Consider the following 21,492-nt stretch of genomic DNA (forward strand, 5'->3'; position numbering starts at 1 on the left):
GCCTCATACTAGTGCTAGATTGCTTTTAGCTTATATGTTCAGTCGAATCATTTTCACGTTTAAATAATTGGACTAGCTCATCGAGCGGCATAGGCTTGAAGAAATAATATCCTTGAATTAAATCAATCCCATTTTGCTTCATGTATTCCAGCTCTACTTTTGTTTCGACACCTTCCGCAACTATTTGAAGCTTAAATTGTTTTAACATTTCGACCACTGAAGAAAAGTAGGACGAACAATCACCACAATATTCTTTATTGAGGGAAAGCAGCTCTTTATCGAGTTTAACGCAGTCAAAGGGAAGTAAGGCTAAATGCTTAATCGAGGAGTTACCCGTCGAGAAATCATCAAGGGCAATAGTAAAACCTAGCATTTTCAAGAAATTTAAATTTGCAGCAATATCGAACTTATCCTGCAAGAGCTGTGTTTCAGTGACCTCAATTTGAAGGCTAGATGGGCAAACATCATAACGGTTGATGATATCGAGTAAGATGTTTATCGTTGCTGGATCTGCAATAGTATCTAACGAAAAGTTAAAGCTGGCTTGAAAATTTAAAGGTAAGCTTGTAGTACCTTCAAGCACACTTACCGCAGCAATAGTCAACTTCGCAATATGCAGGTCTAATTTTTCTATGAGCCCGAGCGTTTCAGCCACACTGATAAACTCTACGGGACCAATGAGTCCATATTTATCAGTTTGCCACCTTGCCAGAGCTTCGACGCCCACAATTCTCCCTGAACCGTTATCAACTTTTGGCTGTAACACAATTGAGAGATGGTCGTTGTTGATGGCTTGCTCTAAATTAGACTCAATAAATTGATTGCGCATATAACTTGCAGCCACTTTACTATCAAAATAGCTTATCTTGCCTTTACCTAGAGACTTAGAGGCATACATGGCCATATCAGTCTTATCGTACCAGTCAGACTCTATTGCGGGTTTACAGTAAACCCCTGCACTAAAACTGAACTTAGGTAGCCTAGAGTGGCCGCGCGCACCTAATTCACAGTGACCGAGTAACCTCTCTAATTGCCCTTTAACACAGAGGGTTTCTTTCTCAATATAAACAAAGAACTCATCACCAGATAAACGGTATGTACACCCTTGAGTAAAGCTATTGCAAAGTTCCTGAGCAAAGTAGATCAAAACCTCATCCCCCACCTTGTGTCCATGGTTATCATTAAGGGATTTAAAGTCATCAATATCGATGATAATGCAGGTACCAGACATCTGACTAATGAGCTTTTGACGCTGGTAGAAACTTCTTCGGTTTCTAACATTGGTTAAAGGATCGTAAATGGCATGAAGCTTACTTTTACTGTGGAAACGATACAGTACATAACTGAGAGAGAATAGGAGTGATATGATTAATAAATATAAATATCCTTGTAGCTTTAAGCGGTTATTTTCTTCAATAAGATGCCGATCAAGACGACTACTGTTAATGGCAGCCTCCTGAATAAACTCTTCAGAAAACTGTGAGGAGTTATTTCTATAGAGCAATAATTCGTCAATTGCATTAATCAACTTATGATTTGAAGAGGCGAAGTAGATGTAGTCCCTAGCGAGGATTCGGTTAGAGCTACCATAATAAAGCTCATTAAATTTTGAATTATGAATTAATGCATCAATCTCACCATTATCATAAGCGGACTTCAATGCCCTCACACTAGTATAAAGTTTCAGGCTATAGCCAAAATCTTGATAGTTATCGACAAACTCGAGACCGATATCATGGCCAGCATCAGACTCTATCACCCCAATACGTAATGCATCTTCATATGACGTGGATTCATGCTTAAAAAGTGCAATATCTAACGGGGCTAAAGGCCGAGAAATATGTAAATTCGAAGCCCTTACTTTTGCACCACTCACTAAGACTAGATCTGCAGGATTTGATTCAAAGTCATCAATAATTAAGTTCCAGTTCTGCTCGCTCGCTTTACGCTCGATAACATTCAACCCTCCAGTAAAGTAACTGCCTAATTGATGGACAGTTTGTACTAACAGACCTGAATGGTGCTGATTGGTATCGCTCCAAAAACTATACGGTGCATAATCACTGTCGACTAGGATATAGAACTTATCTTGAATCACTTGACGAGATGCTTTACTCAGTTGGCTTAGTACTCTGACTCGCTTAAGATCTGCTAATGATTCACTGCTAAACTTAAAAAGCTCATCCCTTAACTTACCCGTTTTTATTAACCGATTAAGTTGAACTTCTAGATCTGGTCGCTGAAGGGATATTCCAAAAACAACTTCACCTAAAAAACCAAGTTCAAGCGCATAATACTTTTCCGCAAATTGAAATAGCTTACTGCTCGACGCCACAATTAAACAGTCAGGCTCAGAGGTTCCACTCATAAAAAGATCGCCTAAAGAATCTGTCTCCTCTACTTTTGCAGCGATTTTATACGAGCTCAAAAAATGCTCTAAGAATTCTTTGGTCGGGTTCCCCCTCTCCACAAATAGTGTCTTATCAGTTAGTTTAGTTGGCTCTCTAATCGCTTCATGGCTATAAACGTAAGCTGACTTTTCGTAATATGGAATACTGAAATGAATATTATCCTCTCCATTTGGTATCAGATCGGGTACTAAATCAATATCACCACGAGCCAGTGCCTGGGTAGCATCAAGCTTACTTATAAATAGCTCTACTTCAATTTTGTAGGGTAAAGATTCCTCTAGGTGGGTTAATATAAACCGTTCTAATGATGTCCCTTTTTGCCCATGCTCTCCATGACCGATCAATCCAACACGAATAATCGATTCTGCTGCATATACTTGATGATTATGGCTGGCAATGATGACTAGGGTTATAAAACACAAATATAAAAACATACAAGGTAACTTTCTCAACAAAAAACCAAGAGAAACATTATATAAAAACAATACACACTCCAACATAAAGCGATTAAGGTTATAGAGTAATAACAATAACAAGACTCGATTAACTCAACACTAACACTGGATAGAGCACAACAGTATAAATAGCCTCAACAGGGAATTGTTTTACCCATTAACAAACGTATTACAAGAAAACTTTTTCCTTCCCTTTAAAAAATAACCACTATGTGATTAAATAATTTTAACGTGAGAACAAATCCTTATTAGAGTTTAAAGTAAATATGCACCAACACTCTAGCTACCATGATTACATCGATAAATACGTTAGAATTAAATCCTTGTCCTTATCACTATTACTAAGCATGACAATTGTCATTAGCATTTTTTCCTTAGCACTAATAATAAACTTTCAAAGGATATCATCGATTAATGAGATGATAAGTGCGATAGCAGACGAGATTTTAACTAAACCAGATGAAGCTTCGATACCGGATGAGTTAGCGCTGCAGCTGAAACGTAACTACCCACCAATTTATGATGTAACAGTTACAGCAACCCACCCCGACCAGAGTGAGCGTTTTCACTTTGTTATTGAGTATAGCAAGCTAGGAATTGAACTGAACCTCATCATTCAGTCAGACAAAACAGTCAAGATAGGCCTAAAGAATAATTGTGTAATGACTTGGATGCAAAAAAGTTTACTATTTGATATTTACCTTCCTAACAGTCCGCTTGAAACGTCAATTGGAATGTCTCATCGTCTCAGTTTTTTGCTTTCATCGAGTAGCAAGGGGTTTAAATTTTCAAATAGTGGTGGGATTTACTTTAACCAAGATGGAGTCATAAAAGTTTTAGCAATGCTCATTTTTTTATGGCCATCACTATTTATACTAATGAGATTATATTTTAAAAACAGAGTGCCAAATTCAAAACATAAAAAGTTTTCTAATTTATACTTATCAAAAATGATAAGCCAGAAATCAATCAGCATTAAATTCCAGCCAGTTATAAACATTACCAATAACCGACTAACATCTCTAGAATGTCTTTGCAGAGTTAATAATAATGACCGAGCTCCAGAGTGTATACAACATCTGGATAGTAGTATGTGCTTTAAGCTACTTGTCTTCTCCCTAAATACCATACAGCAATATAATAACAAAGGTATTTACCTAAGGAGCAACACATACAGTATTAACGTGCTACCGGAAACAATCATTGAATATGTGACACATAATATCTGGAAGCAGCATGCATCTATGAATAATTTAAATATTATTATTGAAATCTCTGAGTCTAAACTGACGAACAATGTCAGAAGTGCATTAAATGAAGCTATTCTTCAGCTTAAAAAGATAGGTTTTAGATTTATGATAGATAGGTTTGGTAGTGATCAGGCTAGCATTTACGACGTACTAACACTGCCAATTGACTACATAAAAATAGACAGGAGTATAGTTGAAGGCGTGACACTCAAGAAAAACCATGATTTTCTAAAAAGTGTCACTCATTTCTGTAGAAATAATAAGATAGGGATTGTCGCTGAAGGAGTCAGCAAAGAAATCCATCGAGATACTCTTTGCAAGATAGGAATTATTTTTCAGCAGGGCTTCTTGCATGGAAAAGCTCAACCCTTATCAGTGCTGTTCAAAGAAGATAAACGACAAGACTTTTATACCTTACCCTTTACTTAATAACCCCAACGACTTCTCACCTAACCAAAGTAAAAGCAAGCCTAAAGCGCTCCCAAAGGAAGTGTTAAACCACTTCCAAACAGGTGGTGTGGGCTTGATGGCCTATGAAATTAAGGAGCTAATGCCTCACGAGTAAACTCACTTTTATCACATTGAGGGCAATCAGGGATAATGCCAGGAAATTCAATTTTCATCTCATGTCCGCAGTGAGTACACACCATAGTACCTTGATTCACGACCTCACCACTTTGATAAAGTCCTTGATGCTTAAAGTCTTGTAAAACCTCATGCCACTCTATCTGACTTCTGTCAGTAATACTGCTTAACCAGTGCCATAGTGTACTCTCAGCAGTGATCACCGTCGGGCTGTGACTTAAGTCTGTATCATTTTTTTGTTGAAGATATGCCGCAATGTCACGTTTTAAAAATTGTTCGACTAAAGCAAGCTCATTCTCTTTAGCCCGATCTTTAATTGAAAGAAATTCAGCCCTGTTTGTGACTATTGAGAATAACTCCTTTACTGTCATCGAGTTATCGTCAGAATAATCAGATTTAACTTGCGCTAATAGCGCCTCGTAAAGCGATAGTAACTCAGTACTTCTCTTACTCATCTTAAATACTCCTCATCCGAACCTTTTTAATGACTCACTTCTAGTTTATTCTATGCAGATCTAACTCGCGTATAAAGTGCGCAAGATCAAATAATGGGCCCGATGGCCGGGAAATATTGATGCAAGAGCAATATCAACCTTCAGAAATTGAAGCTAAAGTGCAGCAGCACTGGCAAGACAAAAAAACCTTTGAAGTCACCGAAGATGAAAACAAAGAGAAATTCTACTGTCTCTCAATGTTTCCTTACCCTTCAGGCCGTCTACACATGGGTCATGTACGTAATTACACCATAGGCGACGTTGTCGCTCGTTACCAGCGATTACAGGGAAAAAATGTTCTGCAACCTATTGGTTGGGACTCATTTGGTTTGCCTGCTGAAAATGCTGCTATCAAAAATAATACAGCCCCAGCGCCATGGACCTATGAAAATATCGATTACATGAAAAACCAGCTAAAGATGCTGGGATTCGGGTATGACTGGAGCCGTGAAATCGCAACCTGTACCCCAGAATATTACCGTTGGGAGCAATGGTTCTTCACTAAGTTATTCGAAAAAGGCTTAGTCTATAAGAAGACAGCTTCGGTTAACTGGTGTCCTAATGATGAAACTGTATTAGCAAATGAGCAGGTTATCGATGGCTGCTGCTGGCGCTGTGATACCGTAGTTGAGCAAAAAGAGATCCCACAGTGGTTTATTAAGATCACTGAGTATGCCGATGAGCTACTGAAAGATATCGACCAGTTAGATGAATGGCCAGAGCAAGTTAAGACCATGCAACGTAACTGGATTGGCCGCAGCGAAGGTATCGAAATGACCTTCCAAGTTGCCGACAGTGAACAGTCATTTGACATATATACAACGCGCCCAGACACTGTGATGGGGGTTACCTATGTTGCTATTGCTGCCGGTCATCCACTTGCTGAGCAAGCTGCTGCCAATAATCCTGAACTGACTGCATTCATTGAAGAGTGTAAGAACGCTGACACTACCGAAGCTGCTATGGCCGCAATGGAGAAAAAAGGTGTTGATACCGGTCTTAAAGCTATTCACCCTCTTACAGGTGAACTCGTTCCAGTTTGGGCTGCTAACTTCGTATTAATGAACTACGGTACTGGCGCAGTAATGTCTGTACCAGGTCATGATCAGCGCGACTACGAGTTTGCTAATAAGTATGGCCTTGAGATAAAAGGCGTGATCAAGCCTACCGATGCTGAACTAGATATCAGCGAAGAAGCATTCACAGACAAAGGTATAGTGTTTAATTCAGGTGATGCTTTCCCTGAGCTTGATGGCCTTGACTTCCAAGCGGCATTCGATGCTATAGACGCTAGACTAACCGCTGAAGGTAAAGGTAAGCGTCAGGTAAATTTCCGTTTACGTGATTGGGGCGTTTCTCGTCAGAGATACTGGGGAGCTCCTATCCCTATGGTCACCCTTGCCGATGGCACTGTGGTCCCCACTCCAGAAGATCAACTTCCGGTAATCTTGCCTGAAGATGTGGTTATGGATGGAATTCAAAGCCCAATCAAGGCCGACAAAGAATGGGCTAAGACTACATATAACGGTGAAGAGGCCTTTAGAGAGACTGATACCTTCGATACCTTCATGGAGTCATCTTGGTACTACGCACGTTACTGTAGCCCCCACGCAGATGAAATGTTAGATCCGGCCAAAGCAAATTACTGGTTACCAGTGGATCAGTATATTGGTGGTATCGAACATGCCTGTATGCATTTGCTTTACTTCCGCTTCTTCCACAAACTGCTACGTGATATCGGCTTAGTTGACTCAGATGAGCCAGCTAAGCGACTGCTTACTCAAGGTATGGTACTAGCTGATGCTTACTACTATAACAACGAGAAAGGTGCCCGCGTTTGGGTTGCCCCGAGTGATGTAACCGTTACCGAAAGCGATGATAAAGGCCGTCCAGTTAAATCTGTCGATAGCCAAGGTAACGAGCTGATTTACACAGGCATGAGCAAGATGTCTAAATCAAAGAACAACGGCATAGACCCACAAGAGATGGTCAACAAATATGGCGCCGATACTGTGCGTTTATTTATGATGTTTGCTGCGCCTCCAGAGCTCACTCTTGAATGGCAAGAGTCGAGTGTTGAAGGGGCTCACCGCTTCATTAAACGTCTGTGGAAAGTTTCCCATGACCATATAGCTAAAGGCGTCGACTCTTCACAACTGAAGGCTCTCGATGTCAAAGCACTCGATAACAAGCAGAAAGAGCTACGCCGTGAGCTACACAAAACCATAGCTAAAGTCAGTGATGATATTGAGCGTCGTCAGATGTTCAATACTGCTATTGCTTCTATTATGGAATTGATGAATCGTCTTCAGAAAGCACCAACTGAGTCAGAGCAAGATCGCGCTTTGATGCAGGAAGCACTGTGTGCTGTAGTACGTCTGCTCTACCCTATCATTCCGCACACCAGCTTTAACTTGTGGAATGAACTAGGAAATAGTGACGATATCGAAGAGGTTCTGTGGCCAGAAGTTGATAAATCAGCACTTGTTGAAGACAGCAAGTTAATCATAGTCCAAGTTAATGGCAAGCTTCGTGCTAAGATCACTGTTCCAGCTGATGCTAGTAAAGAAGCAGTTGAAGAGCAAGGTCTTGCAGATGAAGGCGTGCAAAAGCACACCGAAGGCAAAACTATTCGCAAGGTCATCTATGTACCGGGCAAGTTGCTCAACATAGTGGCTAACTAAGCACAAAATAAAGGAAACACAGCCTAGCTTATGCTTATTAAACGCATATGTTTCGCAATAGTAGCACTGAGCATCTTGCTCAGTGCTGGTTGCGGCTTTAAACTTCAGGGTAACTACTCAATTCCTGAGCAGCTACAAACCCTAAACCTGTCCAGTAAGGATGAGTATAGTGAGTTAACTCGCTTGGTCCGTGAACGCCTGCGTTTACATAGCATTAAGTTAGTTGATGCTGCCGACGATACGCCCACACTACGTATTTTACATGACTCATTAGAAAGAACGACCTTGTCACTTTACCCCACAGGTAATGTTGCCGAATATGAACTCACTTATCATGTGACGTTTGCCGTTCGCTTACCTCAAGGTGAAGCTCAAGAGTTCGATGTCGATATTCATCGTGATTACCTCGACGATCCTCGCACCGCGTTAGCCAAGAGTCGTGAGATGGAGCTCCTCCTCAAGGAGATGCGAAATCAAGCCGCCGATCAGATGATCCAAACTTTAGCTTCATTAGAGGTCGAGTAATGCCGTATTCAGCCACTAAGCTGTATACCCAGGCAAGCCACCACTTATCAAAAATTGAGATATATTGATGCGGGTCTATCAAGATCAACTCTCTAAACAGCTTTCACCACTGAAGCAGTGCTATATGATCTTCGGTGATGATCCTTGGCTATGTGAAACCAGCCGCAGTCAGATCCTCAAGCATGCTAAGAAACAAGGCTTCGACGAAAAAATACAGTTAATCCAGGAAACTGGCTTCAACTGGAATTCACTCATTGATGAATGGCAGGCAATGAGTTTATTTTCAAGCCGAAGAGTGATTGAATTAACTTTACCTCAGGCAAAGCCTGGAGCCGAAGGTGGCGCCATATTTCAAAGCTTGATGAAAATGGCCAATCCAGATGTGCTATTAATCATCACAGGGCCAAAACTCGCCGCAGAACAGACAAAGAGTAAGTGGTTTAAAACCTTAGATAACCATGGCGTTTACATTCCTTGTGCTACACCAGAGGGCCAACAATTTCAACGCTGGCTAGATACCCGTATTCAGCACTTTGATTTGACGCTAAGCCGAGATGCTAAAGAGATGCTATTCAGCCTCTATGAGGGGAACTTACTCGCGGCGGATCAATCTCTACAACTGCTCCAACTCTTGAGCCCTAACCAGCAGATAAGTAGCCAAGAATTGACACGTTACTTTGAAGATCAGTCTCGCTTTAATGTGTTTCAGCTAACCGATGCGATGCTGAATAACCAACAAGATAATGCGCAGCATATTCTGTCACAGTTAAAAGCCGAAGGCGTTGCTATGCCCATTTTGCTGTGGGGGATCTTTAAAGAGCTAGGTATTTTACTGCAATTGAAATCAGCCCTTGAGTCTCAACAATCTCTGCAATCACTTTGGGGGAAATTAAGGATTTGGGATAAACGTAAGCCACTTTATCAAGCAGCCTTAAATCGCCTTACGTTAACGCAAATAGAAAGCTTACTTGCTAGCGCCTCTGAATTAGAGCTCAATCTCAAACAGCAAGGTATCGAAGATTGGACGGGATTGAGTCACTTAAGCTTACTTTTTGATCCTAAAGCACATTTAGCCCTGTCTCATATAAAACTTAACCATTGGAACTAATTGAGTGAAACGCATAGGTATATTAGGTGGCACCTTTGACCCTATCCATTTTGGCCATATCCGTCCGGCACTTGAGGTCAAGGTTCAGCTCAACCTGGATTCGATTTGGCTTATGCCCAACCATATTCCTCCACACAAATCTTCGACAACGGTGAATACTGAGCAACGCCTTGAAATGGTAAATCTAGTCTGTCAGGAGTATGACTGCTTTCAGTTATGTGATGTTGAAGCTCGTAGAGATGAGCCATCTTATCTGCTCACAACGCTTAAAGAACTTCATGAAAGTCATCCTCATGATGAGTTGTTTTTCTTAATAGGCACTGATTCGCTTGTCTCTTTGCCAACTTGGTATCAATGGCAATCTCTGTTTGATTACTGTCACTTTGCCGTTTCGGCTCGTGACGGCTGGCAAGTCACTCAAGACATGCCTATTTTTGAAGAGTATGAACAAAGATTAACGAGTGCAAGCCAAATAAGCACTCCTAAAACAGGCTGTATATTTGAGGTTGATGTTACGCCTCAACCTTATTCATCGACACAGATCAGGCAACAATTAGCACTGGGGAAAAGCCCAGTTGATGCCGTCCCCAGACAAATTCTACATTTTATAGCTAAAAAAAACCTGTATCAAACACAAGCTTAATCCCAAGTTATCTATTTGCTCTCAGGTTAATTACTTTTGTGCGTCCTCAATAGCTTGATAACCTGTTATACTACTGCGCTGTCAAAATTTATTGAGGTATCACGCGTGGAAAGCGCTAAACTAAAGCAGTTTGTAATCGACAAAGTCGAAGATTTAAAGGCCAAAGACATTGTTACTTTGGAAGTTTCTGAGCTATCAAATCTAACTGATTATATGGTGGTTTGTTCTGGTACATCTAAAACACACGTAAAAGCGATTGCTGAAAATCTTGTGGTTGAATGTAAGCGTGCAAATTTGAAAATAATTGGTGTTGAAGGCCGTGAGGGCAGTGAATGGGTACTGGTTGATCTTGGTGATGTGATCCTTCATGTTATGCAAGACAAGACTCGTGACCTTTATGAGCTAGAAAAGCTCTGGTCAGCCAAACCAGAATAATGAAATTACAGTTAGTTGCTGTTGGCACTCGCATGCCAGATTGGGTTACGACAGGATTTGGGGAATATCAACGACGATTCCCCAGAGATATGGCACTCGAACTGGTTGAGATCCCTGCAGGGAAAAGAGGCAAAAACGCCGATATAGCTCGCATTCTCCATAAAGAAGGCGAACAGATGTTAGCGGCTATCCCTAAGAGCAACCACATTGTAAGCTTGGATCTTCCAGGGAAGACCTGGAAGACGCCAGACTTAGCTTCACAGCTCAGTCGATGGCAACTTGATGGACGGGATGTCAGCCTACTAATAGGTGGACCCGAAGGTCTTTCTCCCGCCTGCAAGCAAGCAGCATCGCAAAGCTGGTGTCTATCTGCTTTGACTCTGCCCCACCCTTTAGTGAGGATAGTGGTTGCCGAAAGCCTATATCGAGCTTGGAGCGTCAATAACAACCACCCTTATCATAGGGAATAGTAAAGTTCGGTCTATCCGAACTTTTTTTCGTTAAGGATCAGGCTAAATGCCTACAGCTATGTCGGAGACCGTGTAAGTGGCGCCAAAAAAGCGAGTAACGATGCATGACCACGCTGCTGAAGCATCGCTTTTTAAACGAAGAGCCTTGTTTACCTTTGCTTGTGTTGTCATGCTATTAAGCATACTGCTAATCAACCTTTATCATCTGCAAATTCTTTCTTATACCGATTACGAAACTCGTTCAAACGATAATCGGATCAGGGTCGTTCCCGTAGCACCTAGTCGTGGCCTGATTTATGACCGACATGGAAAACTACTTGCTGAGAATCAACCTTTTTTCTCACTGGAGCTGATCCCGGAAAAAGTCAAAGATGTCCCAGACTTATTAAACCAATTGAGCAGTCTCATCCCTATAACGGCTGGTGAACAAGAAGACTTCATCGAATCTTTGAAGTATCACAGGCGTTTCAAACCTATCACCTTGAAGAATCGTTTAACCGAAAACCAAGTCGCCCTATTCAGTGTTAATCAACACAGATTCCCAGGTGTATCGGTTGTTGCAGGACTCAAGCGCCATTATCCGCATAACGGATTAATGACCCATGCCTTAGGTTATGTCGGCAGAATAAATGACCGAGATAAAGCTGCATTGCAGAGAAGTGAACAGTGGAAAAATTACGCTGCGACTAATGATATAGGTAAACAAGGCATTGAAAAATTCTACGAAAACCTACTACACGGTAAACCTGGTCATCTAGAGGAGGAGGTCAATAACCGTGGACGTACAATTCGTACCTTAAAATCGGTAGCACCAGAGCCAGGACAAGATATCTATCTCACTCTAGATCTTAAACTGCAGCAAAAAGCAGCTGAATTACTTAAGGGCAGAAGAGGTGCAGTCGTCGCTATAGACCCTCGAGATGGTGGCATTTTAGCGATGTTGTCGAGTCCAAGTTATGATCCAAATTTATTTGTACATGGCATAAGCAGCAAAGCTTATAACGGGTTACTCAACTCACGATCTAGGCCACTCATCAACCGAGCGACTCAAGGGCAATACGCACCCGCATCAACAGTTAAGCCACATCTTGCGCTGCTAGGTTTAGAAGATAAAGCTGTTACAGAAAAAACACGGATTTGGGATCCCGGCTTCTGGCAAATCCCAGGTGTTGAGAGAAAATATCGAGACTGGAAACGCTGGGGGCATGGCTGGGTAGATATAAATAGCGCCCTTATTCATTCATGTGATACCTACTTCTATGATTTAGCATACAAGACTGGCGTAGATAAAATAGCTCAATTCATGGGGCCCTTTGGCTTTGGAGAACGAACTGGCATCGATATTTTCGAAGAATCTGCCGGGATTATGCCCTCAAAGGACTGGAAACGCATGAGGTATAACCAGCCTTGGTACATAGGTGACACTATTTCTGTAGGTATTGGACAAGGCTATTGGACATCGACACCGCTACAATTAGCCAATGCTGTAGCGATAATGGCTAACAAGGGGAGGCGCTTCACTCCGCATCTGCTTAAGTCCATTAAGGACAGCACATCAAGAATAGACACACCTATCGATGAGCGTGCACCAATCGAACTTAACGATCCGAATAACTGGAACATCGTCAATAAAGCAATGCGAGATACTGCTCATAAGAGCCGTTTTAAAGATGCTAAATATACTGCAGCAATGAAGACGGGGACAGCTCAGGTTATTAGTGTTGCTGAAGATGAAAAGTACGATGCAGATGCCATTGAAGAGCGCTTCAGAGATAATGCATTAATCATTGCGTATGCCCCTTATGAAAACCCAACGATAGCCCTTGCTGTCGTATTAGAAAATGCGGGGTGGGGTGGAGCAAATGCTGGCCCAGTAGCCAGAGCCTTGCTTGATGAATATATGCTTAGAGACACCCTGGAGCAACTTCAATGAATTCGCAAAATCATCGTCCCAACATTTGGCAGCGACTTCATATAGACTTACCTCTGTTAATCGGCATTTTAAGCCTTATGGGATTTGGCTTATTTGTTATTTACTCGGCAGGCGGTGAGGATTTAGCCCTGATGGAAAGACAACTCGTTCGTATGGGTTTGTCTTTAGGTATCATGTTCATAGTGGCACAAATCAACCCAGAAGTGTTAAGACGTTGGGCTTTTCCCATATATCTTGCCGGTATAGCATTACTATTAGGTGTGCACTTTTTTGGTGAGATAAATAAAGGGGCTCAACGTTGGCTAAATCTTGGCTTTATGGAGTTTCAACCCTCAGAGCTCATCAAGTTAGCCTTCCCTATCACCATGGCTTGGTACATCAGTAAGTACCCTCTTCCCCCCAAGAAAAGAAATTTAGCCATGGCGGGAGTCATCTTACTGATCCCAACCTTATTGATCGCAAAACAACCGGATCTAGGTACTTCCATTCTCGTTGCTGCCTCGGGAATTTTTGTCCTATTCCTATCGGGTATGAGCTGGGCGATTGTAGGAACATTTGTCGGCGGCATACTCGCTATGCTACCTGCACTCTGGTTCTTCTTAATGCATGATTACCAGAGAACTCGTGTTCTCACCTTGCTCGATCCTGAAAAAGACCCGCTCGGCGCAGGCTATCATATCATCCAATCTAAAATCGCAATCGGTTCTGGTGGCGCCTTTGGTAAAGGCTGGCTCGAAGGTACCCAGTCGCAACTTGAGTTTCTCCCAGAAAGACACACAGATTTCATCTTTGCAGTCATAGGCGAAGAGTTTGGATTGGTAGGGAGTATCCTGTTGTTGCTTATCTATCTATATGTGATCGGCAGAGGCCTCATCATCGCCTCTAGAGCGCAGACTAGTTTTGCCCGCTTGTTAGCTGGCAGTATTACGCTGACTTTCTTCGTCTATATTTTTGTCAATATCGGCATGGTATCAGGCCTGTTACCCGTTGTTGGTGTCCCCCTCCCTTTAATTAGTTATGGCGGCACCTCAATGATGACCCTGATGACGGGGTTCGGTATATTAATGAGCATTCATACCCATAGGCGATTTATCGACAGGTAGCCCTTGTCTACCTTTCCCCTCTGGCAATGCAATGATTGATAGAAGAGGTTTAAGCTTGTAGGCTTAAACCTTGGCATTTTTATAAGCTGGTAGTTTCTTTCACGATATTAATACCTGATTAAAGAAACTAACGTATTTTAGCCATAGCCTAATTGATTTAACCCAGCGCATTATCTAGATACAGGGAATGGAACCAGTGAATATAAAGCAAAAAATACTTGCACCTCTATTTTTCGCAGCTTTCTCCGCGACGGCAAATACATCAATTCTAATTGAAGATTCAGCAGTGGTTCCTCTAAAGACTGAATTCTTGCACACCCAACAAGAGTTAGGTTTTACAAAACAAGAAGTGGAGCAGTTTCTCGGCAAGGCCAATTACGACCAGGCTGTTATAGACGCGATGACCAAACCCTGGGAAGCTAAACCTTGGCATAAGTATCACCCAATTTTTCTGACCGATAAACGCTTAAACGCTGGCTTGGCATTTTGGAATGAGCACCAAGCAACAATAACTAAGGCCTCTGAAAAATTTGGGGTTGCTCCCGAAATCATCATCGCAATTATCGGTATAGAAACCTTTTATGGCGGCTACATGGGCAATTACCCCGTTGTCGATGCTTTATATACTTTAGGCTTCTATTACCCTCCAAGAGCTGACTTTTTCAGAAAAGAGCTAAGTAACCTTCAAACCTTAGTTAAAGAAGAGCAACTCGATATTAATAACCTCAATGGCTCTTATGCTGGCGCCATGGGCTTTGGACAATTCATACCATCAAGTTACCGCCATTATGCCGTCGACTTTGATGATGATGGACGCCGAGACTTACTCAACAACCCAGTAGATGCTATTGGCAGTGTGGCTAATTATTTCCATCAACATGGTTGGAAAGAAAATGCCCCCGTCGTATTACCTTTATCTGTAGACAGTGAGCTTCCTTCACCACTAAAGGTATGGGCTGGAGAAAAGCTGCACTATCGTGCAGCAGATATTTTGTCTCCACAAGTGTCACTTGCAAAGGCCATTGACTTAGATATTTCTCAGCCGGCTATGATTGTTGAACTTGAGCAAGAAAATGGAAACGAATATTGGCTGGGCTTAAATAACTTTTATGTGATCACACGGTATAATCGTAGCCCATTATATGCCATGGCCGTGTATCAATTCAGTCAAGAACTGAAAAACGCATCGATGATGAAAGATGATTAAATACGTTCCTTAGTCATTAGCTTAAGACTCATGATTCTAAATCAAAAGTCTTAAGCTACCTCGCTACACATTAGGCAATAAAAGAAATTTTTATGAATCACAAAATCAAATTTACACGGATAGTTACACTTTGTTTTGCTTTGCTTCTTTCAGCGTGTTCAAGCTCAGATAAGGCTAACAATAGCCGTTATGAATTAGCCAATGATAAAGCCCCCAGTAGCGCACCGGACGTATCAAAAGTTGAAGATGCCCATCCCAGATATGAGCCCTATAGCCGAGGTGGTAATAAGTCTAACTACACTGTTCTCGGCAAATCGTACCAAGTACTGGATTCAGGAAAAAACTTCAAACAAAGTGGTAATGCTTCTTGGTATGGTTCTAAATTCCATGGCCACCTGACATCAAATGGTGAAACTTATGACATGTACTCTATGTCTGCAGCACATAAGTCCCTGCCATTACCCAGTTATGTCAGAGTCACAAATAAAAAGAATGGTAAGCAGGTTATCGTCAGAGTTAATGATAGAGGGCCATTTCACGACGGTAGGATTATTGACCTTTCTTATGCTGCAGCCCATAGGTTAGACATGCTAAAAACAGGTACAGCCAGTGTCGACATTGAAGTGATCTATATTGACAGTCCAGAATCAATTGCCCTAGCAGAACTTAAAGACACTAAGCTTCACTATATTCAAGTGTTAGCATCATCGGACAAGGCAAAATTAACGACGATTTCAAAAGAACTTGAAGGTAAATATCAAATCAAGTCTCGCCTGCTACCTACTAATAATCTATATAAATTACAAATAGGCCCAATTGGCCAGCGACAAATAGCCACCAAATTAAATGAACAATTAAAGGCTGATGGGTACCCTCAGAGTTATCTGATTTCTGAATAGCCCTTCAGCATCTAAACTGCAAATTGGAGCTGATAATTATTCCGATTTACAAAAGATTAATGAACCTTCACTGAATTAGAAAGTCTTCTAGTGATATACTGCGAAGAATTTCGATTTCCGATTTAAACCAAATAAGACGTGCCTTATTGATATGAAATTTTTAAACCCACCTTTAAAAACGTTTATTCTTGCGACCACAGTCGCTTGTTCATCAGCTTTTGCTGCACCAGTCGTTACGCCTAACGCACCAACGGTCGCAGCTAAAGCCTACGTCTTAATGGATTACAACACTGGGCAGATCATCGCAGAAGAAAATGCTTACGAAAGCTTAAACCCTGCGAGTTTAACCAAAATGATGACCAGTTATGTGATTGGTCACGAAATTAAAGTGGGAAATATCTCACTTGATGACCAAGTAACTATTAGTAAGAAAGCTTGGTCTAAAAACTTTCCTGATTCATCAAAAATGTTTATCGAAGTCGGTAAACAGGTTTCTGTGGACGATTTAAACCATGGCATCATCATTCAATCAGGTAACGATGCTTGCGTCGCTATGGCTGAGCATATTGCCGGAACTGAAGATGGTTTTGTCGACTTGATGAACTCTTGGTCTAAGCAATTAGGCATGAATGACAGCTATTTTGAAAACTCTCATGGATTAGATTCAGATAATCATAAGACAACAGCTTATGACATGGCACTACTTGGCGCTGCACTCATTCGCGATGTGCCAGAAGAGTACGATGTCTACAAAAAGAAATCTTTTACCTTCAATGGCATTAAGCAATACAACCGTAACGGTTTGTTATGGGATAAAAGCATGAATGTCGACGGTATTAAAACCGGGCATACTTCTGGAGCAGGATATAACTTAGTCACTTCAGCAACAAAGGACGATATGCGTCTGGTTGCCGTTGTTATGGGGACGAGGAGCGAATCGGCTCGTAAGGCTGAGAGTAAGAAAATTCTCAATTATGGTTTCCGTTTCTTCGAAACTATCACTCCGTATAAGGCTGGTGATAGTTTTGTATCACAAAAAATTTGGTACGGTGATAAAGAGTCTGTCGACTTGGGAGTTATCACTGACACTCCAATTACGATTAATCGCGGTCAAGCTCAAAACTTACAAGCTAATTTTGAGCTCACTAAAGAGCTCACTGCTCCATTAGCAAAAGGGGAAACTGTTGGCCGCATTTACTACCAGTTAAATGGTAAAGATATTGCTCAATTCCCACTTGTCACCCTACAAGAAGTTAATGAAGGCAGCTGGTTCAGTAAATTGATGGACTACTTTAAGCAGATGTTTGCAGGCTGGTTTAGCTGAAACCCTGTTAATAAGCAAATAATGAAGCCACCTTAGGGTGGCTTCATTGTTTCCCGTCCCCCTTGAAAAAACGTATAATGAACGCCATATAGAGCCTATTACATCGGCAAGAGAACTTAGATATGTTAGATACCAAATTTGATGAATTGATGGATTTCCCCAACTCTTTTCCCTTTAAAGTCGTTGGCGATGCTAGTGAAACCTTAGCTGATAGCGTTGTAGCGGTTGTACAACAACATGTGCCTGGAGATTATATCCCAAGCACTAAAGTATCCAGTAAAGGTACTTACAACTCGATAACCATCCGGGTAACAGTTCAAAGTAAAGAACAAGTTGAAACACTATATACAGAACTTGCCGCCATTGAAGGTGTAAAGCGTGTTTTGTAATCGTTTCAAATGAGTAACTTAGAAGTGTAATACCCACTAAAGATAACTGATGCTTCTAAATCGAGCATATATCTTCAATATTACTCATAGCTGATAAATGTGATCTAGCTTACATTTATCAGCTAGAGGAGTATAATGCCGCCATTATTGTTTAAGGGGAGAGGTTGCCCTTGTCTCAAAGCACATTACACGTTAGATATCTTGGTCAGCAAGATTACGAATCCGTATGGCACGCGATGCAGGAATATACCGATACCCGTGATGAATCCAGCCCAGATCAACTTTGGATAGTTGAACACGCACCTGTTTTTACCCAAGGCCAAGCAGGCAAGAGTGAGCATATTCTCAACCCGGGTGACATCCCAGTGATACAAGTCGATCGAGGTGGTCAAGTGACTTACCACGGACCCGGTCAGCTTGTGGCTTATCCTCTTATCAATATAAAACGATTAAAAATTGGTGTCAGAAAACTTGTCACTGATATTGAAAATAGCATAGTGCAGATGCTCGAAGGTTACCAAATAAAAGCCTATGCCAAAGCAGATGCACCAGGCGTTTATGTCGATGAACGCAAAATTGCTTCGCTAGGATTAAGGATCCGTAAGGGCTGCTCTTTTCATGGATTAGCCCTTAATGTCGATATGGATATGAGCCCATTTCAGCGAATTAACCCTTGTGGTTACGCTGGCTTAGAAATGGTGCAATGCAAGCCATTAGGTGGACCAAAAACTGTCGAAGAGGCAGGAGAGCAGCTCGTCAAAACATTTAGCCACAACTTAGGCTATCAGAATCTAGTTCATCATCAAGGGTTGTCACAGTCATATGAGTAGGCCAGAAAGATTACAAGCAGGTGTAAAACTGAGAGACGCTGATAAGGTCGCTCGTATTCCTGTCAAAGTGGTTCCCTCTGAACGCGCTACGATGCTACGCAAGCCAGATTGGCTAAGAGTTAAATTGCCAGCATCTAGCCAGCGTATAGACGATATCAAAAAAGCTTTACGCAAAAATGGCCTACACTCTGTCTGCGAAGAGGCATCATGCCCAAATCTTGCAGAGTGTTTTAACCACGGTACAGCAACCTTTATGATTTTGGGTGCTATTTGTACCCGACGCTGTCCATTTTGTGACGTAGCACATGGTCGCCCACTAAAGCCTGATGCAGAAGAGCCCAAAAAACTAGCTCAAACCATCAGAGATATGAGACTTAAGTATGTGGTTATCACCTCAGTTGATCGTGACGATTTACGTGACGGTGGTGCTCAACATTTCGCGGATTGTATCCGTGAGATCCGTGTGCTAAACCCAGAGATAAAGATCGAAACCTTAGTCCCAGACTTTCGCGGTCGAATCGATGCAGCACTAGATATTCTAGCAACAGAGCCACCAGATGTATTCAACCACAACCTGGAAACGGCTCCTATGCATTATCGTAAGGCAAGACCGGGCGCCAACTACCAGTGGTCTTTAGATCTGCTAAAGAAATTTAAAGACCGCCACCCTGATATTCCGACAAAATCGGGGTTAATGATGGGCTTAGGTGAAACTAACGAAGAGATAGCACAGGTACTTAGAGACCTACGTACTCACAATGTTGAAATGCTTACTCTGGGTCAATATTTGCAACCTTCTAAATTCCACTTACCTGTTGAACGTTACGTTCCACCGGCTGAGTTTGATGAATTAAGAGTTTTTGCTGAAGAGATTGGTTTTACTCATGCAGCTTGTGGCCCAATGGTGAGATCTAGCTACCATGCAGACCTCCAAGCCCAAGGTAAAGAAGTGAAGTAATACTAATTGCTTAATTACCAATTAGTTTGACCCCAAACGAAAAAACGTGCACTGACTTATCAGCGCACGTTTTTTTAGCATTAAAGAATGGAGTTAGAGAAGGTTCAACTCCATCAAAATAGCATCCTCAACACCCTCAGCCGTCCTGTAATACCCTTTTCTACAGCCAGCCCCTACGAACCCATATTGAGAATACAGCGCTCTAGCGGCAATACTGGAAGCTCTAACTTCTAGAAACAGGGTCTCGCCGGAAGCAGAGCGAGCACGGCTTATCACAGCTTCAAGCAAACGGCGGCCAAAACCTCGGCCTTGTTGTGATGGGCATACACAGATATCCATCAGGGTGGCGTCTTCAAAAATCTGGTGCAATATGGCAAAACCACACAACTGATCATCCATTATGCCAAATACTGAATACAAATCGCCAAAACAGCTCTGTATCGTTGCAAGGCTCATTGGATGTGTATGCGCTTGAGTAGCAATTAAGGACATTTTGCCAGCATCTTCAATTTGGAGCGATACTAACTTGCCAGGTTGCTCAGTTTTCATCTGTTTTGTCATTTCCAACACTATCAATATAGCAAGATAATTCATGCCATAGTTTACGCTTATCATCAGCGCTATTAGCAAGCTGAGCTATGGGAGAGGAGCTAAATTTAGAGTCCACGCTCGGGCGTTTAAGGCGGCGCATATCCCATAACACTTGGGTATTACTTCCCGAAACAGAATCTGAAATACTACAGTGAGTTGGCAGACAATCAGCAGAGGCTAAGACTGCACCAATTAACGGATGTACCTCAAGATTAGCATCGAACTTATCAACCAAAATCGTATATGCGCTGACAACTTTATCTGCACCGATCCAGCGAGTGATCCCCATAGCATCTAGATATGCACTTTTATCCACGATTACCAACACCTTTCATCTATTAAGGTGAGTAGGATAACAGTTATCTTTGCTGGGGTTAATCGCGTGATTACAGATATATCAATATCGTAGTGTGTGAAGTATTGAAGTATTGAAGTATTGAAGTATTGAAGTATTGAAGATTTTTATACAGAGCAGAGAGTGTTATACCTACTTGCATGAAGATTAGAAAGAAGCAGCTTAAATGAGTAAACGAAATTCACTTTGCTTGAGATGCAAAAAAGCCGAGCTAATGCTCGGCTTTTTCTTAATGTGGCAGGGGTGGAGGGATTCGAACTCTCAACATCAGGATTTGGAATCCCGCGCTCTGCCAATTGGAGCTACACCCCTATAAAACTTTAATCTTACATCTAAATATTTAACAGCCCCGATACTAAATATCGTGACTCGAAATGTGTGGCAGGGGTGGAGGGATTCGAACTCTCAACATCAGGATTTGGAATCCCGCGCTCTGCCAATTGGAGCTACACCCCTACATAATTTTGAGTATTAATTCTACTCAACCTCTGTCGAGGTCTCAATCCTATAAATCTACGGATTGAATGATATATCGATAAAATCGACATTTGGCAAATTTTATTGAATGGCAATGCCTATCAATTATAACTACAACCCTGTCGACGAAACGCATTATGCGTAAACTCCACTAAAAGGTAAAGTACTTTTATGCACAAATGGTTCAACTGCAGCATTTTCATCCATAACTGATACGGGTTAACTTTTCCAAATTAAATACTCAGTCAATATAATTAATTAACTGTAATCACTGCTGCAGTCATTGATACTTCGAATGCTTTTCCCACTCGAAATTTAAAACAGTTTAACTAGCAAAGCTAAAATTCAAAGCTAATCAATCACTGA

At 41.7% G+C, this 21,492-nt stretch carries 19 protein-coding genes and 2 tRNA genes; 15 read left to right on the plus strand and 6 right to left on the minus strand.

Going from position 1 to position 21,492, the window contains the following annotated elements:
• Positions 1–25: 25 nt before the first annotated feature.
• Positions 26–2,845, minus strand: a complete 2,820-nt coding sequence (locus FM038_RS19035; RefSeq protein WP_185965663.1) for an EAL domain-containing protein — start codon at positions 2,843–2,845, stop codon at positions 26–28.
• 440 nt (positions 2,846–3,285) lie between these two features.
• Between FM038_RS19035 and FM038_RS19040 the strand changes: the two genes are divergently transcribed.
• On the plus strand, positions 3,286–4,545 hold the full coding sequence (locus FM038_RS19040) for an EAL domain-containing protein (RefSeq protein WP_195873124.1): 1,260 nt from the start codon (positions 3,286–3,288) through the stop codon (positions 4,543–4,545).
• A 110-nt stretch (positions 4,546–4,655) separates the two neighbouring features.
• Here FM038_RS19040 and FM038_RS19045 read toward each other — a convergent pair whose 3' ends face one another.
• Positions 4,656–5,156 (minus strand): zinc ribbon-containing protein, encoded by a 501-nt coding sequence (locus FM038_RS19045; protein WP_142870594.1) that lies wholly within the window; start codon positions 5,154–5,156, stop codon positions 4,656–4,658.
• A gap of 119 nt (positions 5,157–5,275) precedes the next feature.
• Here FM038_RS19045 and leuS point away from each other — a divergent pair, with 119 nt between their 5' ends.
• The 14 genes from leuS to lipA all read left to right on the plus strand — a co-directional run bounded on the left by leuS (position 5,276) and on the right by lipA (position 19,703).
• Complete coding sequence (gene leuS / locus FM038_RS19050; RefSeq protein ID WP_142870595.1) at positions 5,276–7,879, plus strand: leucine--tRNA ligase; 2,604 nt, start codon at positions 5,276–5,278, stop codon at positions 7,877–7,879.
• Positions 7,880–7,909: 30 nt separating this feature from the next.
• Positions 7,910–8,404, plus strand: coding sequence for an LPS-assembly lipoprotein LptE (locus FM038_RS19055; RefSeq protein ID WP_142870596.1), 495 nt, complete (start codon positions 7,910–7,912; stop codon positions 8,402–8,404).
• A gap of 67 nt (positions 8,405–8,471) precedes the next feature.
• Positions 8,472–9,512 (plus strand): DNA polymerase III subunit delta, encoded by a 1,041-nt coding sequence (holA, locus tag FM038_RS19060; protein ID WP_142870597.1) that lies wholly within the window; start codon positions 8,472–8,474, stop codon positions 9,510–9,512.
• 4 nt (positions 9,513–9,516) lie between these two features.
• Positions 9,517–10,155, plus strand: a complete 639-nt coding sequence (nadD, locus tag FM038_RS19065; protein WP_142870598.1) for a nicotinate-nucleotide adenylyltransferase — start codon at positions 9,517–9,519, stop codon at positions 10,153–10,155.
• A gap of 105 nt (positions 10,156–10,260) precedes the next feature.
• On the plus strand, positions 10,261–10,590 hold the full coding sequence (gene rsfS / locus FM038_RS19070) for a ribosome silencing factor (RefSeq protein WP_142870599.1): 330 nt from the start codon (positions 10,261–10,263) through the stop codon (positions 10,588–10,590).
• Complete coding sequence (gene rlmH, locus FM038_RS19075) at positions 10,590–11,060, plus strand: 23S rRNA (pseudouridine(1915)-N(3))-methyltransferase RlmH (protein ID WP_142870600.1); 471 nt, start codon at positions 10,590–10,592, stop codon at positions 11,058–11,060. Before rsfS ends, rlmH begins: the two co-directional genes overlap by 1 nt.
• Before the next feature lie 76 nt (positions 11,061–11,136).
• A complete protein-coding gene (gene mrdA, locus FM038_RS19080) occupies positions 11,137–12,993 on the plus strand; it encodes a penicillin-binding protein 2 (RefSeq protein ID WP_142870601.1) in 1,857 nt (618 codons plus the stop codon).
• A complete protein-coding gene (rodA, locus tag FM038_RS19085; RefSeq protein ID WP_195873125.1) occupies positions 12,990–14,096 on the plus strand; it encodes a rod shape-determining protein RodA in 1,107 nt (368 codons plus the stop codon). The genes mrdA and rodA overlap by 4 nt, the downstream gene beginning before the upstream one ends.
• 196 nt (positions 14,097–14,292) lie before the next feature.
• Entirely contained in the window at positions 14,293–15,303 is a 1,011-nt protein-coding gene (mltB, locus tag FM038_RS19090) for a lytic murein transglycosylase B (protein ID WP_223292906.1), read from the plus strand.
• Between the two features lie 92 nt (positions 15,304–15,395).
• Complete coding sequence (locus FM038_RS19095; RefSeq protein WP_142870603.1) at positions 15,396–16,202, plus strand: septal ring lytic transglycosylase RlpA family protein; 807 nt, start codon at positions 15,396–15,398, stop codon at positions 16,200–16,202.
• A gap of 151 nt (positions 16,203–16,353) precedes the next feature.
• Positions 16,354–17,526 (plus strand): serine hydrolase, encoded by a 1,173-nt coding sequence (locus FM038_RS19100; protein WP_142870604.1) that lies wholly within the window; start codon positions 16,354–16,356, stop codon positions 17,524–17,526.
• A gap of 122 nt (positions 17,527–17,648) precedes the next feature.
• Positions 17,649–17,915: a DUF493 family protein YbeD gene (gene ybeD, locus FM038_RS19105; protein ID WP_142870605.1), complete on the plus strand. Its 267-nt coding sequence runs from the start codon at positions 17,649–17,651 to the stop codon at positions 17,913–17,915.
• 170 nt (positions 17,916–18,085) lie between these two features.
• Complete coding sequence (gene lipB / locus FM038_RS19110) at positions 18,086–18,745, plus strand: lipoyl(octanoyl) transferase LipB (RefSeq protein ID WP_142870606.1); 660 nt, start codon at positions 18,086–18,088, stop codon at positions 18,743–18,745.
• Positions 18,738–19,703: a lipoyl synthase gene (lipA, locus tag FM038_RS19115; RefSeq protein WP_142870607.1), complete on the plus strand. Its 966-nt coding sequence runs from the start codon at positions 18,738–18,740 to the stop codon at positions 19,701–19,703. Before lipB ends, lipA begins: the two co-directional genes overlap by 8 nt.
• Before the next feature lie 93 nt (positions 19,704–19,796).
• Here the strand turns inward: lipA and rimI are convergent, their stop codons facing one another.
• The 4 genes from rimI to FM038_RS19135 all read right to left on the minus strand — a co-directional run bounded on the left by rimI (position 19,797) and on the right by FM038_RS19135 (position 21,105).
• Positions 19,797–20,264 (minus strand): ribosomal protein S18-alanine N-acetyltransferase, encoded by a 468-nt coding sequence (gene rimI, locus FM038_RS19120; RefSeq protein ID WP_223292907.1) that lies wholly within the window; start codon positions 20,262–20,264, stop codon positions 19,797–19,799.
• Positions 20,242–20,610 carry a hypothetical protein gene (locus tag FM038_RS19125; protein ID WP_142870608.1) on the minus strand — a complete coding sequence of 123 codons (369 nt, stop codon included), beginning with the start codon at positions 20,608–20,610 and terminating at the stop codon, positions 20,242–20,244. Before FM038_RS19125 ends, rimI begins: the two co-directional genes overlap by 23 nt.
• A 274-nt stretch (positions 20,611–20,884) precedes the next feature.
• A tRNA-Trp gene (locus FM038_RS19130) sits at positions 20,885–20,961 on the minus strand.
• Between the two features lie 67 nt (positions 20,962–21,028).
• A tRNA-Trp gene (locus FM038_RS19135) sits at positions 21,029–21,105 on the minus strand.
• Positions 21,106–21,492: the final 387 nt, after the last annotated feature.

The sequence above is a fragment of the Shewanella eurypsychrophilus genome, assembly GCF_007004545.3.
Taxonomy (GTDB): domain Bacteria; phylum Pseudomonadota; class Gammaproteobacteria; order Enterobacterales; family Shewanellaceae; genus Shewanella; species Shewanella eurypsychrophilus.

Excerpts from the sequence above, each read along its gene's own strand:
- FM038_RS19035 (WP_185965663.1), bottom strand. The coding sequence starts at position 2,845 with ATGTTTTTATATTTGTGTTTTATAACCCTAGTCATCATTGCCAGCCAT.
- FM038_RS19040 (WP_195873124.1), top strand. The coding sequence starts at position 3,286 with ATGATAAGTGCGATAGCAGACGAGATTTTAACTAAACCAGATGAAGCT.
- FM038_RS19045 (WP_142870594.1), bottom strand. The coding sequence starts at position 5,156 with ATGAGTAAGAGAAGTACTGAGTTACTATCGCTTTACGAGGCGCTATTA.
- leuS (WP_142870595.1), top strand. The coding sequence starts at position 5,276 with ATGCAAGAGCAATATCAACCTTCAGAAATTGAAGCTAAAGTGCAGCAG.
- FM038_RS19055 (WP_142870596.1), top strand. The coding sequence starts at position 7,910 with ATGCTTATTAAACGCATATGTTTCGCAATAGTAGCACTGAGCATCTTG.
- holA (WP_142870597.1), top strand. The coding sequence starts at position 8,472 with ATGCGGGTCTATCAAGATCAACTCTCTAAACAGCTTTCACCACTGAAG.
- rlmH (WP_142870600.1), top strand. The coding sequence starts at position 10,590 with ATGAAATTACAGTTAGTTGCTGTTGGCACTCGCATGCCAGATTGGGTT.
- rodA (WP_195873125.1), top strand. The coding sequence starts at position 12,990 with ATGAATTCGCAAAATCATCGTCCCAACATTTGGCAGCGACTTCATATA.
- FM038_RS19095 (WP_142870603.1), top strand. The coding sequence starts at position 15,396 with ATGAATCACAAAATCAAATTTACACGGATAGTTACACTTTGTTTTGCT.
- FM038_RS19100 (WP_142870604.1), top strand. The coding sequence starts at position 16,354 with ATGAAATTTTTAAACCCACCTTTAAAAACGTTTATTCTTGCGACCACA.
- ybeD (WP_142870605.1), top strand. The coding sequence starts at position 17,649 with ATGTTAGATACCAAATTTGATGAATTGATGGATTTCCCCAACTCTTTT.
- lipA (WP_142870607.1), top strand. The coding sequence starts at position 18,738 with ATGAGTAGGCCAGAAAGATTACAAGCAGGTGTAAAACTGAGAGACGCT.
- rimI (WP_223292907.1), bottom strand. The coding sequence starts at position 20,264 with ATGACAAAACAGATGAAAACTGAGCAACCTGGCAAGTTAGTATCGCTC.